At 31.8% G+C, this 14,922-nt stretch carries 15 protein-coding genes; 8 read left to right on the top strand and 7 right to left on the bottom strand.

The annotated features are described in order from the left end of the window. Window positions 1-23 precede the first annotated feature (23 nt). Together ACN0WB_RS08490 and ACN0WB_RS08495 are read right to left on the bottom strand one after the other, a co-directional pair. Complete coding sequence (locus ACN0WB_RS08490; protein ID WP_417430780.1) at window positions 24-269, bottom strand: type II toxin-antitoxin system RelE/ParE family toxin; 246 nt, start codon at window positions 267-269, stop codon at window positions 24-26. Then, the gene (locus ACN0WB_RS08495) at window positions 259-489 is read right to left on the bottom strand and encodes a hypothetical protein (protein ID WP_417430782.1); all 231 of its coding nucleotides are present in this window, start codon (window positions 487-489) and stop codon (window positions 259-261) included. The genes ACN0WB_RS08490 and ACN0WB_RS08495 overlap by 11 nt, the downstream gene beginning before the upstream one ends. A gap of 135 nt (window positions 490-624) precedes the next feature. Between ACN0WB_RS08495 and ACN0WB_RS08500 the strand changes: the two genes are divergently transcribed. The 5 genes from ACN0WB_RS08500 (at window position 625) to ACN0WB_RS08520 (ending at window position 5,885) form a co-directional block, all read left to right on the top strand. After that, window positions 625-1,953 carry a hydroxymethylglutaryl-CoA reductase, degradative gene (locus tag ACN0WB_RS08500; RefSeq protein ID WP_417430784.1) on the top strand — a complete coding sequence of 443 codons (1,329 nt, stop codon included), beginning with the start codon at window positions 625-627 and terminating at the stop codon, window positions 1,951-1,953. Window positions 1,954-2,131: 178 nt separating this feature from the next. Continuing rightward, a complete protein-coding gene (locus ACN0WB_RS08505; RefSeq protein WP_417430786.1) occupies window positions 2,132-2,518 on the top strand; it encodes a DUF423 domain-containing protein in 387 nt (128 codons plus the stop codon). A gap of 243 nt (window positions 2,519-2,761) precedes the next feature. Next, entirely contained in the window at window positions 2,762-4,045 is a 1,284-nt protein-coding gene (locus ACN0WB_RS08510; protein WP_417430788.1) for a chloride channel protein, read from the top strand. A gap of 264 nt (window positions 4,046-4,309) precedes the next feature. After that, window positions 4,310-5,503, top strand: coding sequence for an ADP-forming succinate--CoA ligase subunit beta (gene sucC, locus ACN0WB_RS08515; RefSeq protein WP_417430790.1), 1,194 nt, complete (start codon window positions 4,310-4,312; stop codon window positions 5,501-5,503). 97 nt (window positions 5,504-5,600) lie between these two features. Next, window positions 5,601-5,885 carry a GNAT family N-acetyltransferase gene (locus tag ACN0WB_RS08520; protein ID WP_417430792.1) on the top strand — a complete coding sequence of 95 codons (285 nt, stop codon included), beginning with the start codon at window positions 5,601-5,603 and terminating at the stop codon, window positions 5,883-5,885. 29 nt (window positions 5,886-5,914) lie between these two features. Here the strand turns inward: ACN0WB_RS08520 and ACN0WB_RS08525 are convergent, their stop codons facing one another. The 3 genes from ACN0WB_RS08525 to smpB all read right to left on the bottom strand — a co-directional run bounded on the left by ACN0WB_RS08525 (window position 5,915) and on the right by smpB (window position 8,786). After that, a complete protein-coding gene (locus ACN0WB_RS08525) occupies window positions 5,915-6,655 on the bottom strand; it encodes a YebC/PmpR family DNA-binding transcriptional regulator (RefSeq protein ID WP_417430794.1) in 741 nt (246 codons plus the stop codon). 98 nt (window positions 6,656-6,753) lie between these two features. Beyond that, window positions 6,754-8,250, bottom strand: a complete 1,497-nt coding sequence (locus tag ACN0WB_RS08530) for an OmpA family protein (protein ID WP_417430796.1) — start codon at window positions 8,248-8,250, stop codon at window positions 6,754-6,756. Window positions 8,251-8,327: 77 nt separating this feature from the next. Continuing rightward, window positions 8,328-8,786 carry an SsrA-binding protein SmpB gene (gene smpB / locus ACN0WB_RS08535; protein WP_417430798.1) on the bottom strand — a complete coding sequence of 153 codons (459 nt, stop codon included), beginning with the start codon at window positions 8,784-8,786 and terminating at the stop codon, window positions 8,328-8,330. An 84-nt stretch (window positions 8,787-8,870) separates the two neighbouring features. Between smpB and ACN0WB_RS08540 the strand changes: the two genes are divergently transcribed. Beyond that, on the top strand, window positions 8,871-10,493 hold the full coding sequence (locus tag ACN0WB_RS08540) for an ABC-F family ATP-binding cassette domain-containing protein (protein WP_417430800.1): 1,623 nt from the start codon (window positions 8,871-8,873) through the stop codon (window positions 10,491-10,493). A gap of 221 nt (window positions 10,494-10,714) precedes the next feature. Here ACN0WB_RS08540 and ACN0WB_RS08545 read toward each other — a convergent pair whose 3' ends face one another. Both ACN0WB_RS08545 and ACN0WB_RS08550 read right to left on the bottom strand, forming a co-directional pair. Beyond that, window positions 10,715-11,539: a ferritin-like domain-containing protein gene (locus ACN0WB_RS08545; protein WP_417430802.1), complete on the bottom strand. Its 825-nt coding sequence runs from the start codon at window positions 11,537-11,539 to the stop codon at window positions 10,715-10,717. 25 nt (window positions 11,540-11,564) lie between these two features. Beyond that, window positions 11,565-12,278: a ferritin-like domain-containing protein gene (locus tag ACN0WB_RS08550; protein WP_417430804.1), complete on the bottom strand. Its 714-nt coding sequence runs from the start codon at window positions 12,276-12,278 to the stop codon at window positions 11,565-11,567. A 240-nt stretch (window positions 12,279-12,518) separates the two neighbouring features. Between ACN0WB_RS08550 and recJ the strand changes: the two genes are divergently transcribed. Both recJ and nadD read left to right on the top strand, forming a co-directional pair. Beyond that, a complete protein-coding gene (recJ, locus tag ACN0WB_RS08555) occupies window positions 12,519-14,228 on the top strand; it encodes a single-stranded-DNA-specific exonuclease RecJ (RefSeq protein WP_417430806.1) in 1,710 nt (569 codons plus the stop codon). 82 nt (window positions 14,229-14,310) lie between these two features. Further along, a complete protein-coding gene (gene nadD / locus ACN0WB_RS08560) occupies window positions 14,311-14,892 on the top strand; it encodes a nicotinate (nicotinamide) nucleotide adenylyltransferase (protein ID WP_417430809.1) in 582 nt (193 codons plus the stop codon). The last annotated feature ends 30 nt before the right edge of the window (window positions 14,893-14,922 follow it).

Consider the following 14,922-nt stretch of genomic DNA (forward strand, 5'->3'; position numbering starts at 1 on the left):
TTCCCATTTGTGTAAACCAAATACTACGTTTTATTTTTATCGGGAATAATTTCAAAATTAATAGCATAACCTTTTACAATAAGTTCTCTAAAATTTTTATTATCAAAAAATTTAGACTGTTTATGCTTGTAAGGCATATTTATAATTTTTCTAATTTCTGAGTAGATAAGTTTGCTAAAATTTTTAGCTGCAAACGGTTTGTCAAAAGAAATGTAAATTAACTGTCTACGTAGTTTTTGTTGAAATTGCGGTGTAATTTCAATTTTCATTTTTTTTTATAAATAAATCCATTTCCGCTTCGGCTTCATTTACAGTTAAAACATCTGTTGGATTTTGTTTGTATAACTCGTAATCTCTTTGCAATTCAGATTTTATTTTTTCAAATGTTGATATTTCTTCTACTTCCAAATCTTCTTTCGAGAAGGTATCAAAAAAATTTTTCAATTTTTCAGCGATAGATTCTTTATAGTGTAATGTAATAGTCTTCATCAGAAAATATTTATTAAAACAAATTTAGTGATAAAATATTTAGACGATAATAAAATTTTTCGCATTTATTTAAACTAAACCTCAATTTAATCTCATCCTAATTTTCCTTATCTTTGAAATTCAAACGCAATTTCTATGAATCACACGCCGATAGAAGGTTTTTCTAAATTATCAAAAGAGCAAAAAATTGATTGGTTATTACAAGAATATCTCAATAATGATCAGGATTACAAAAAAGTTTTAGAACAGTATTGGAGCGACGATCGGGCGTTGCAAAAATTGCACGATGAGTTTTCAGAGAATACCATTTCAAACTTTTTTATGCCTTATGGAATTGCGCCAAATTTCCTGATTGACGGAAAATTACTGGCGCTTCCAATGGCAGTTGAAGAAAGTTCTGTGGTTGCGGCGGCTTCAAAATCAGCCAAATTTTGGTTAAATAAAGGGGGGTTTAAAACAACCATTATCAACACCGAAAAGCTCGGTCACACGCATTTTATTTTAAATGTTGAACCGCACAAAGTGCTGCATTTTTTTAATTTTAAATTAAAAAAGAAACTTTTTGAAGCCACAGAAGCGATTACCAAAAATATGCGAAACCGCGGCGGCGGCATTTTAAATATAAAACTGATCGACAAAACCGCAGATCTGGAAAATTATTTCCAATTGAAAGCAAGTTTTGACACGGTTGATTCGATGGGCGCAAATTTCATCAATTCCTGTTTGGAACAATTTGGAAAAACCTTGAAAGAAGAAGTTTCTAAAAACGAAGATTTCACGGAAAAAGAAAAAAATTCTTTACAAATTGTGATGAATATTCTTTCGAATTACACGCCGCATTGTATTGTGAGAGCTGAAGTTTCCTGTAAAATTGATGATTTAAAAGATGATAGCGGAATTTCTAATGAAGAATTTGCGTGGAAATTTAAACAGGCTGTAACCATCGCAGAAATTGAACCATACCGCGCAACCACGCATAACAAAGGCGTAATGAATGGCGTTGATGCAGTAGTTATTGCCACTGGAAATGATTTCCGTGCAACCGAAGCCTGTGCTCATGCGTATGCAGCAAAATCTGGAAGTTATAAAAGTTTGACCCATTGCACAATTGATAATGGAATTTTTAGATTTTGGATTGATTTACCAATTTCTGTCGGCGTTGTCGGCGGTTTGACAAATCTCCATCCTTTGGTGAAATTTTCTTTATCACTTTTAGGAAAACCTTCCGCACAAGAGTTAATGAGTATTTTAGCGGTTTCTGGTTTGGCGCAAAATTTCGCTGCGTTACGTTCTTTGGTTACAACTGGAATTCAGAAAGGGCATATGAAAATGCATTTGCTCAATATTTTAAATCAAATGGGCGCAACTGAAGAAGAAAAGAAATATTTTGTAAATTATTTTAAAGATAAAACTGTAACGCATCATGAAGTGATTTCGGAGTTTAATAATTTAAGAATTAAATAAAATGGTTGGAATAATACTTAGTATTGGATTGATATTTTTCGGCATATTTTTAAAAAATACAGAGAAACCAGGTTTTCAAAACTCTAAAAAATTTGCATGGTATTTCATCATTTTGGGATTTATCACTTTAATTGGCAAAATTATATTGCAATATTTACAAAAATAAAAAGAAATTTAAATGAAAAACTTAACATTAATTTTTGGTGCCGTGTATGGTTTAATCTCCGTAATTTTGGGTGCTTTTGGCGCACATTTATTTAAAAAAATACTTACGATAGAAAAACTTCAAAGTTTTGAAACTGGCGTCCGTTACCAAATGTATGCGGCTTTTTTTCTTTTAATAATTGGTTTCTTTTTAAAATTTGAAACTGGAACAGAAAAATGGATTTCAATTCTAATGATTGTAGGAACTTTTCTATTTTCAGTAAGCATTTATCTCTTAGCCTTTCAAGACACTTTAAATTTGAATATAAAAATCATCGGTCCAATTACTCCACTGGGTGGACTTTTGATGATTATTTCTTGGGGAATATTGATTTTGTTTTTTGTGAGAAATAAAGCTTAAATAAGTTTTCTAAAAAATAAAATATTTTATAAAAGTAAAATTTTGATTATTAAAATTAATGGACATTAATTTGTAATTTTTTTAATTTAATTTTTTCCTTGCTCAAAAATAAGCTCTTAATATTTATAAAATTCTGAAATAAACCTCCAAAGAATATTAATTAATCTGTAAAAACGTTTTACATTTTTTCTTAAATTTGCGAATCTGAAAAATATTTATAGTATTTTTTAAATTAAGTTAAAAATGAAATTACACCGTCGTAGGAAATTAGTCACAAGACTCAATATTTTAGATCAACCGATTAAGTTTAGTCCATTTGTTTTTAGTAGAAATTTTGTAATGTGGGCAACTGTCGGTTTGGTTGGTGGTTTTATTGCAGGTTTATATTGGATTGTTTTATTATTTTTAACTGAAAAAGCACATTTTTTCACTGGATGGGAAGTCATTCCTTTAATGTCAATTGCCGGACTTTTAGCAGGTTTAATTATTCATTTCATCGGTGATCCGGGAGAAATGCATTTGATTGTAAATAATATTAGATTTAATAAAGGAAAATTAGACCCTAAAAATAATCCGTCTGCAATTTTATCTTCACTTTTGTGCGTTGCTTCCGGCGGGAGTTTAGGTCCAGAAGCGCCTTTAGTACAAATTACAGGTTCTACTGGAACTTGGTTGGGGAAAATTTTCAGATTAAAAGGAGAAGAACTTCGATCTTTAACAATTGCAGGAATGGGCGCAGGTTTTACTGCATTATTTGGTGCTCCTCTTGGTGGAAGTTTATTTTCTTTAGAAATTTTACACCACGAGCACGCAGTAGAATATTACAAAGCAATTATTCCAGCCTTGGTTTCCAGCTGTTTCAGTTATGTTGTTTTTGCATTAATTATTAATGTTGGTTTAGGTGCGACATGGGATTTACAGAATTATGAATATTCTGGTGTTTACGATTTTTTATATGCAGTTTTGTTTGGAATTGCTGCGACTTTTGTAGGTTGGATGTTTATTATTGTAACTAAATTTTTTAAGAAAGTATTTGAGAGCAAACCGATGCCAATTTATGTGAAAACTTTAATTGGTGGTATTTTACTTGGAATTATTTCTTATTATTTTCCCATTACAAGATTTTTTGGACATTATGAAATAAATGAATTGATGGGTTCTAATTACACATTAGTAATGCTCATTTTAGTTTTAATTTTTAAAATTTTCGCAACTTCAATTACGGTTACTTCTGGATGGCGAGGTGGATTTATTATTCCTTTATTTTTTGTAGGGACCGCTTTGGGATTAATAATTCATCACATTTTTCCTGCAACTAATTTAACTTTAGCAATTGTAAGTTGTATGGCTGCAATCAATTCCTGCGTAACTAGAACACCAATGAGTACAACAATTTTACTCGCGACTTTAACTGGATTCACTTATTTTATTCCTATTCTTTTTGCGAGTTTAACTGGTTATTTCTTAGCACCAAAAATTCCATTTATTAGTGCTCAATCTGACAGAAAAAGAAAAGATATTTTCTAAAAAATTTTGAATCTGAAATTTTTGAATCCAAAAAATCTCAAAAAAGCGATAAACTTGTTATCAATTTCTAAAATTCAAAACGATTTCTCAATTGCAGCCCGACTTGAGCGGAGCTCTACGCGGAAGCGGAAGCGGGAGTGGAAGGCGGAAAAGCTGCCCAAATAATTTTAGTTATAAAAAGCATTAATGAAAATTTGCAAGGAGAAATTGCTGGTTTTTTCTTAAATTTGTAAAACTTAAAAAAATAATTAATTAAAATAAATTATGAATCTTCACGAATATCAATCTAAAGAAATTTTAGCAACTTATGGCGTAAGAGTTCAACGCGGTCATGTTGCAAATACTGTAGAAGAAGCAGTAAAAGCAGCAAATAAATTATCTGACGAAACGGGCGCAAAAGCTTGGGTTGTAAAAGCACAAGTGCATGCAGGTGGACGTGGAAAAGGTGGCGGTGTGAAGTTTTCACCCAATATGGATAAATTGAAAGAGAATGCAACAAATATTTTAGGAATGCAACTTGTAACTCCTCAAACTTCGGCTGAAGGAAAAAAAGTTCATTCTGTTTTAATTGCAGAAGATGTGTATTATCCTGGAGAAACTGAGACGAAAGAATATTATGTATCTGTTCTTTTGGACAGAGCGCAAGGAAAAAATATGATTGTATATTCTACTGAAGGTGGAATGGATATTGAGCACGTTGCAGAAGTAACTCCACATTTAATTCATAATGAAGTAGTAGATCCTGCAGTGGGGTTACAAGGATTTCAAGCGAGAAAAATTGCGTTTAATTTAGGCTTAAGTGGTGATGCTTTTAAAGATTTTACAAAATTTATTGTCTCTCTTTACAATGCGTATGTTGGAATTGATGCTTCATTATTTGAAATTAATCCGGTTCTAAAAACTTCTGATAATAAAATAATTGCAGTTGATGCGAAAGTTTCCTTAGATGATAATGCACTTTTTCGTCATAAAGATCTTGCAGCTTTGCGAGATAAACGTGAGGAAGATGCAACTGAAGTTGAAGCTGGAGAAGCGGGTTTAAATTTCGTAAAACTGGATGGGAATGTTGGTTGTATGGTAAATGGAGCTGGTCTCGCAATGGCGACAATGGATATTATTAAATTATCTGGTGGAAATCCAGCAAATTTCTTAGACGTTGGTGGAACTGCAGATGCTGAAAGAGTTGAAAAAGCTTTTGGAATTATTTTACAAGATCCAAATGTGAAAGCTATTTTAATTAATATTTTTGGTGGAATTGTACGTTGTGATAGAGTTGCGCAAGGTGTTGTAGATGCTTATAATAATATGGGCTCACTTCCGGTTCCTTTAATTGTAAGACTTCAAGGAACTAATGCAGTTGAAGCCAAAAAATTAATTGATGAATCTGGTTTGCCTGTTCATTCTGCAATTACTTTGGAAGAAGCGGCAGATAAAGTGAAAAAAGTTTTAGGAAACTAAGATTTAATTTTATAAAGTATTTAAAAGAAGACCTATTTGGTCTTCTTTTTTCATTAGGAGTTATTGTATATAAATTACTTAACTTTAAATAAAAATTATGGATTTTAAAAACAACAGAAATGGGAACGGTGGCTTTATTACATTAAATAAAGAATCGGAAGAAGTTGGTAGATTAACTTACACTATTTTTCCTGAGGAGAGTAAATTGATAATTTCATTTGTTTTGGTTCATCCCAAATTTGAAGGTCGCGGAATGGGAAAATATCTCGTGGAAGATGCGATAAAATTTGCGCGTGAAAATGAATGGAGCGTTTATCCGCATTGCAGTTACGCAAGATCTGTAATGACAAGAATGAAAGATATAGAAGATGTTTTTCAATAAAAAAAGAGCGCCGAGAAAGCGCTCTTTTTTTAAAGTAATTCTAAAAATTCATCTTTGATATCCATATTATGATATACATTTTGGACATCATCATCTTCCTCAAACCGATCTAACATTTTCATATTAATTTTAAATTGATCGGCATTCACTTCTTTAATATTATTTGGAATTCTTTGAAGTTCTCCTACTTTTACTTCTATTTTAAGTTCATCTAAACGATGAGACAAGGAACCAAAATCTTCAAATGCTGTTGTAATAAAAACTTCATTTCCGTCTTGATCAATATCTTCTGCACCCGCCTCTATCATTTCCATTTCGAATTCATCCCAAACCATTTTCACAGCTGTACTCTCTAAGTGAAAAATTCCTTTTCTATCGAATATAAAAGCAAGTTCACCATTTTTACCAAGGTTTCCATCAAATTTATTGAATATTGCACGAACATTTGCAACCGTGCGAGTAGGATTATTTGTTGTACATTCTATAAAAAATCCAACTCCGCCTTGTCCATAACCTTCATAGGTTATTTCTTCATAATTTTCTGCATCTGCTCCACTTGCTTTTTTTATAGCTCGCTCCACATTATCTTTAGGCATATTCGCGCCTTTTGCATTTTGTATACAACGCCTTAAAGCTGGATTTGCTTCTACATCGGAGCCACCAGATTTAACAGCTAATGCAATATCTTTTCCAATTTTAGAAAAAGTTTTAGCCATTTTATCCCATCTTGCCATCTTTGTGGCTTTTCTATATTCGAATGCGCGTCCCATAAGTTTTATTAGTTAATATTTGCAAATTTACATAAAAACATAAAAAACGCCCTCAAATTTGAGAGCGTTTTTTTTAATATATTAAAAAGAATTTCTAATTATTTTCTTTTTTTAGAAGATTTCTTTTTTGTAGATTTCTTAGTTGTTGTTTTTTTAACAATAGGTAAATCAGATTTATCCATTGCATCAAAAGCAGCTTTATCAACAGCAGTTACAACTACTTTTCTATCTGCCATTCTTTCAGCATCAGAAGCATTTTCTGGAACAGTTGCGTTTGCTTCACCCACACCTTTAGATTTCAACTGGTTTGTTGATACTCCTCTTGCTTCTAAAGCAGCTACAACTGAAGCAGCTCTTTCTCTTGAAAGTTTCAAGTTATAAGCATCAGAACCTTTTTTATCTGTTTCTCCAGTAACAAGGAATGTTCCACCATTTGAAGATTTAACAATACTTGCAGCTTGATCTAATTTATCACTAGATTCTGGTCTTAGAGTAGATTTGTTAAAGTTAAAGAAAATACCTTTAAGAGCTCCTGTAGCATCATCTGCGTAAGCAGACTGTGGTTTTGGACATCCATTATATTCTTTTAAACCGAATACTGTAGGACATGCATCATCTTTATCTAAGATTCCGTCACCATCTGTATCTGGCCATGGACATCCTTTATTTTCTGCAGGACCTGCAACTGTAGGACATGCATCATCTTTATCTAGAACACCATCACCATCAGTATCTGGCCATGGACATCCGTCGTTTTCAGCTGGACCAGCAACTTCTGGACATTTGTCAACTTTATCAAAAACGCCGTCACCATCAGTATCTGGACATCCGTTAAATTCTGGATTTGAAGAAGCTATTCCAGGTGTATCTGGACAAGCGTCATCTTTATCTAAGATTCCGTCTTTATCTCTATCTGTGTTTCCAAATCTAAATAATAAGGAAGCTGAAGCTTGCCAAAAGTTTGGAACATTAGATTTATCTGTTGGAGTCGAAACATAATCTCCTTGTAATCCCAAACCAAAACTTTTCGTTAGCCAGAAATTAGACCCAATACCGGTAGAAAGAGTAAAATGATTAGCTTTTCCAGAAAGATTCCCATCAGAATCATAAGCACTATATCCGCGACCATTTATATCAGTTAGCGGAAAAGTAAGACCTGAGTAATCATGTCTTAAATAGTTTGCCCCAACTCTTACATACGGATCAAACCATGAATTCTCATTCCAAAGTCCATTAACTTTAAATTGTAAACCAAGACCTGTCATAAGGAAAAATTGTTTTCCGTAGTTAAATCTTTTATTATCTACATTCCCTACTGTAGTTTGCCAGTCAAGAACTAAATACTTGTTAAGATTTCTCGCAACAGTTAATTTTGATAAAGGAGGTGTAATTGTAAAGTTGTTAACATTATACAATAGACCACCATTTCCACCGAATGCGGTAGATAAAACATCGCCAACGCCACCACCTGAAGCAACATGATTTTCACCATGAGCACCAATACCAATAAGCCATGGATTTGTGGTAGTTTGAGCGAAAACAGTAGAGGCTACAGTAAGTGCCAATGCCGAAATTCCTAATTTTAGATTTTTCATAGAATTAAATGATTAAATAATTGATATTGCAAAATAAATATAATTTTTCCTTATAAACAAAGATTTTGAGAGTTTTTTTAACTTTTCTTTAATATTCTATCTAAATTTCTTTTACTCTCTCTATCTTTAATACTCTCTCTTTTGTCATACAATTTCTTACCACGTCCGACTGCTATTAATACTTTTGCCTTTCCCGCATCATTAATAAACAATTTTAGTGGTATAATTGAGTTTCCTATGTCATTTAGTTTTTTGTTAAATTTTAACAATTCCTTTTTGTGAAGTAGCAATTTCCGTTCCCTTTTTATCTTATGATTATAAAAAGTTCCTAATTTATATTCTTCAATACTCATATTTATAATATAAAGCTCATCATTAATAAATTGACAGAAAGATTCTGTAATAGATGCTTTAGAACTTCGTAAAGATTTTATTTCGGTACCGGTAAGTACAATTCCCGCTTCAACTTCATCGGAAAGTTCATATTCAAACCGCGCACGTTTATTTAAAATGGTAACTGTCTTATGTATCTTCATTAATGCTTTATTTAATAGCACTCTCTTTTTCGTCTTATTTTGTGCGTAAAATTTCGTACTTTTGCGCCAAATTTACAAAACAATATGTTAACAGTATCAAACTTATCCCTACAATTCGGTAAAAGAGTTCTCTTTGACGAAGTTAATATAAAATTTACAAAAGGAAATTGTTATGGTATTATTGGTGCAAATGGCGCTGGAAAATCTACATTTCTTAAAATTTTAAGTAAAGAGCAAGATCCTACATCTGGAAACGTTTCGTTGGAACCTGGAAAAAGAATGTCAGTTTTAGAGCAAGATCACTTTGCGTATGATAATTTCACTGTTCTTGATACTATATTAAGAGGAAATAAAAAACTTTATGATATTAAAGAAGAAATGGATGCCCTTTATGCAAAAGAAGATTTCTCTGATGCAGATGGTATAAAAGCGGGGGAATTGGGCGTTATTTATGAAGAAATGGGCGGTTGGAATGCAGAATCTGATGCTCAAACAATGTTATCTAATGTAGGAATTACTGAAGATATGCATTACCAAATGATGTCTGAATTAGAAAATAAAGATAAAGTTCGTGTTCTTTTAGCACAAGCGCTTTTTGGGAATCCAGATGTTTTAATTCTAGATGAACCAACCAACGATTTAGATATCCAAACAATTGCGTGGTTAGAAGATTTTCTTTCAACTTATGAAAATACCGTAATTGTTGTTTCTCACGATAGACACTTTTTAGATACAGTTTGTACACACATTGGAGATTTAGATTATTCAAAATTAAATCTTTATACAGGTAATTATTCATTTTGGTATCAAGCTTCACAATTAGCGACACGCCAAAAACAGCAAGCCAATAAAAAAGCTGAAGACAAGAAAAAAGAATTACAAGATTTTATCGCGAGATTTAGTTCAAACGTTGCGAAAGCAAAACAAGCAACCGCTCGTAAAAAAATGATTGATAAACTCAATATCGAAGATATAAAACCCAGTTCCAGAAGATATCCTGCAATAATTTTTGATACAGAAAGACAAGCAGGAGATCAAATTTTAGAAATAAAAGATTTAGAAAAAACCAAAGACGGTGAGTTGTTATTTTCAGATATACATCTTAACTTAAAAAATGGTGATAAAGTAGCCGTAATTTCTAGAAACTCTTTAGCAATTACTGAGTTTTTTGAAATTCTTACCGGAAATGCAAAAGCAGACAAAGGCAATTTTAATTGGGGAATTACTACCACACAATCTTATATGCCTCTAGACAATACCAATTTTTTTACAGAAAAAATAAATTTAGTAGATTGGTTAAGACAATTTACTAAAAATGATGAAGAACGTCACGAAGAATATATGCGCGGTTTTCTCGGTAAAATGTTATTTTCTGGAGACGAAGCTTTAAAATCTTGTACTGTACTTTCTGGGGGAGAAAAAATGCGTTGTATGTTTTCTAGAATGATGTTGCAACGGGCTAATTTTTTACTATTAAACGAGCCAACCAACCATTTAGATTTAGAAAGTATTACCACATTAAACAACTCTTTGGTTAATTTCAAAGGTGGAATTTTACTTGCATCTCATGATCACGAAATGCTTGAAACCGTTTGTAATAGAATAATTGAACTCACTCCGAAAGGAATTATTGATCGTGAAATGACTTACGATGAATATCTTTCTGACAAAAAAGTAAAAGAATTGCAAGAAGAAATGTACGCATAACTTTTTTAAAATTATTTGGGCAGCTTTTTCCGCCCTCCGCTCCCATTCTTTTTTTGCCGAAGTTATTTCCCCAGCAAAAAAAAGGAATTCCGCTCAGGTCGGGCTGTAAAAAAACGCTTTCAAATTAATATTTGAAAGCGCTTTTTATTTAGAAACTTGTTTAAATAAAAACCATACACAAATTGTATATGGTTTTAGAAAAAATAATTGATTTGAATATTCTAAGCAATAAATGTCCCTGCAATCATTTTTGCGACATCTCCTGTAATAGTTTCGTCAAAAGACGCTGAACCTGCAGCTGCTCCAAATAATTTACTGGTATCAAAACCTGCTTGGATTACATTATCTTCACCTGCGTAAACTGCATATGTTGCAGCGGGCATATTTCCGCCTACATTTCCTTCAATCCAGCCTTTATTACCACGCATTCTTCTTACTTGTGAAGCATGTCTTGCTTCTACAGAGTGAATCTGTAAAGCAACTGTTAAAACATCTTTGTTAGAAGCTACATTTCCTGCTTGACCTTTATAAGCTCTTACACCTGTATCTTCAAACGCTTGTGCTAAAGTTAAAAAAGTAGGATAATCTGTGAATGGTTGAAAGTTTCCACCTGCAGTAAAATCAAAAGTAGGTTTTGAAACTGGTGTTTCACCTAGACTTTTAATAGCTGCCGTCAAATAGGTAACGTGTGCACTTTCGTGTTTAGAAATTTGCCCGAAAACTGTTCTATCCGCTGAAGGAATTAAACCTGAAGCAGCCAAACCTTTTACATAATATTCTGCTTCAAGATATTCTAAAGTTAATGCTAATTGCAAAGCATCTGTTAAAGCACTTTGAGCACTTGCGCTTGCAAATTTTGCAGTGCTTTCTAAGCTTCCTGCTTTTGCATCAGTTGACATATAAGAACTAAGTCCTACAGGAATTCCAAAAAGTGCCGCTTTTTTACCAATATTTGCTAATTGAGAAAATGAATCTTTTCTCGTTACTCCATCTGTATTGAAAAATTTATCATCAGAGAGTTGATCTAATATTTTTAATAAGTTCATAATATAAATTTAATAGTGTTAAAGATTATCCTAATCCTTGTTCTTTCCAAGTAAAAGGTGTTTTAATAAAAGGACCTGCAGCTGCAACAATATCTTTCGGTGGTTTTGCAACATCTAATCCATTAATATCTACAACATCATCTCCTGAGAAAGACGCTGATCCTGGATTAATTACATCTCTTATTGCAGACGCGTGTCTTGCTTCAATAGAAACAATTTTACCTGCAATTACTAAATAATCTAAATTTGTAAGTAACTTTCCTGCTCCGTTATATGCAGCAACTCCTGTGTCTTCTAATGCTTTTGCTGTAGCAAGTATAGAATCTCTGCTTTTAAAATCTACTCCATCGTATTTAAATTCTAAAGTTGGCAATATAGAACTTGGAGCCGCTCCTGTAATAGCAGCTTTAAAAAAATCTCTGTGTATTACCTCGTGATTATAAATATCTGTGAATAATTGTTTTTCTTTAGTGCTAATTCCGCTGTAGAATGAATTCACAACTTTAGTGTAAAAATCAGCTTCTAATTGTTCCAAAGCATAAGCATAATTTAAAACACCCACATCTCCTTTTCCTAAATCAAATATTGCAGGATCTTCTACATATTGATAATTATCATCTCTACAACCTGCTAAAGTAAGTCCAGCTACTGCAAGACCAATTCCGCCAAGTTTTAAGAAATTTCTTCTACTAGTATCTAGAGTTGCCCCTTTATTTGATACGATGATTGGTTTTTCCATAATATATTTTTTTTAATGGTTTCTTAACTGTTACTATCAATTACGAAGAATTTTCTTGACTGGATTTATTATTTGAAAAAAAATATGATAATTCTCATATTTCCTATCTTTTAGACAACAAAATATTTAGAAAAAAAATGGAAGCGATTATACTTAAATAAAAATATTTTTAATTTAAAATAAAATCATTTACCGAGTGGATTAAGAATTTGCAATTAATATTTTACTTATTTTTGTCCTATGACGCAAAAATGGATATTTCATGATGAACCCGATACAGAATTAGTAGATTCTATTAGTTCTTCTTTAGGTTTTGGAACTTTAGAATCTAAAATTTTAGTTCTAAGAGGAATAGATAATTATCAAAAGGCGCGAGAATATTTTAAACCAAATCTAAACGATATTCATCTTCCTTTTTTAATGGCAGATATGCAAAAAGCAGTAGAACGCATAGCAATTGCAATTGAAAATGGTGAAAAAATATTAGTTTTTGGTGATTATGATGTAGACGGAACCACAGCTGTTGCTTTAATGTATCTTTATTTATCTAAAATTGTTCAGAAAAAATATTTAGATTATTATATTCCAGATCGAAATGTGGAAGGTTATGGAATCTCAATTGATGGAATAAATTATGCGAAAGAAAATGGCTTTTCACTAATTATCGCTTTAGATTGTGGCATAAAATCTTTAGATAAAATAGAGTATGCAAATACTTTGGGCGTAGATTTTATTATTTGCGACCATCATTTACCGGGAGAAGTAATTCCAAAAGCAGTCGCTGTTTTAGATCCAAAAAGAAAAGATTGCAGATATCCATTTAAAGAACTTTCTGGTTGTGGTGTGGGTTTTAAACTTTGTCAAGGTTTAAATACTATTTATAAAATTCCAGAACATGAACTTTTTGAATTAACTGATTTGCTCGCAGTTTCCATCGCTGCAGATATTGTTTCTATGACAGGTGAAAATAGAGTGTTTGCAAAACAAGGATTAAAAATTTTAAGAAAAACTAGAAATATTGGTTTGCGACTTTTAATTCCCGAAGATAAACTTTCAACTTTTGAAATTTCGAATATTGTTTTTGAAATTGCGCCGAAAATAAACGCTGCAGGAAGAATCTCGCACGGAAAAGCAGCTGTAGAATTAATGGTTTCCGATAATCTAAAAAATGCACACGAAATTGTAAATAACATTTTAGATTTGAATAATTCACGTCGAGAATTAGACGGTTTCAGTACAGTTGAAGCTTTAGAGCAAATAACAGAATCAAAACAAATCAATAATTTTTCAACCATAGTTTACGGCTCAAATTGGAATAAAGGCGTCATTGGAATTGTGGCTTCAAGATTAATTGAGACTTATTATAAACCCACTTTAGTTTTCACCGATGGAAATAATGGTGAACTCGTCGCTTCTGCAAGATCTGTTGCGGATTTTGATATCCATTCTGCATTAGACAAATGTTCAGATTTATTTTTAAGATTTGGCGGTCATCATGCAGCAGCAGGACTTTCTATGGAAAAAGAAAAATTTGAAGCATTTAAAATTAAATTTGAGAAAACAATTTCAGAGCAAATACAAGAACATCAGAAATCTCCTACTTTAATGATAGATGCGGAAGTAAAAATAGAAGATTTAGATAAAGAATTTTTTAATTTCCATCGCAGATTAGCGCCTTTCGGTCCCGGAAATATGAAGCCGATTTTAGTCTTAAAAGATTTAAAAATTAATGGTTATTTAAAATTAATTGGTAAAGACAGTTCACATTTAAAGTTTCATATTTTAAATAAAGAAACAGGTAAAAATATAGAATGCTTAGGTTTTAAATTGGGAAAATTTGAGCAAGATTTTCGTACTAAAACTTTTGATCTCGCCTTTACTTTAGATGAAAATCATTGGCGGGGAAATGTGACGTATTTTTTAAATATTCGTGATGTGAAGTTTCATTAATGAAATCGTTGAGTTTTAAAGTTGTAAAGAAAAAAATTAATTAAAATTTGTGCATTCGTGGCTTTAATTAAGCAAAAATTTAATGAAAAAAATCGGTTTATTTTTCGGTTCCTTTAATCCAATTCATATCGGACATTTGATTTTGGCAAATTATATCTTGGAAAATACAGATATGGATGAACTTTGGTTTGTAGTTTCGCCACAAAATCCTTTTAAAGAAAAAAAATCTTTATTAAAAGATTATCACCGTTTAGATATGGTGCAAATTGCCCTGAAAAATTACCCAAAAATGCGTGCTTCAAATGTGGAATTTTCACTACCAACACCGGCTTACACAATAGATACTTTAACTTATTTAAAAGAAAAATATCCGAAAAACTCTTTCTCATTAATTATGGGAGAAGACAATCTAAAATCTTTACCGAAATGGAAAAATTTTGAAATTTTAATTAAAAATTATCAAATCCTAATTTATCCCAGAATTTCAGAAAATAAAACAGAAGAAATCACGTGGAATCAAGAAAATATTCATAAAATCTCCGCTCCAATTATTGAACTTTCTGCCACAGAAATACGTTCTATGATTAAAGAAGGGAAAAATGTAAGACCAATGTTGCCTCCTGAAGTTTTCGATTTTTTAGACGGAAGTAATTTTTATAAATAGATTTTGAGATTTGAGATTTGAGACAATAAA

This window comes from Halpernia sp., assembly GCF_048269545.1.
Lineage (GTDB): Bacteria > Bacteroidota > Bacteroidia > Flavobacteriales > Weeksellaceae > Halpernia.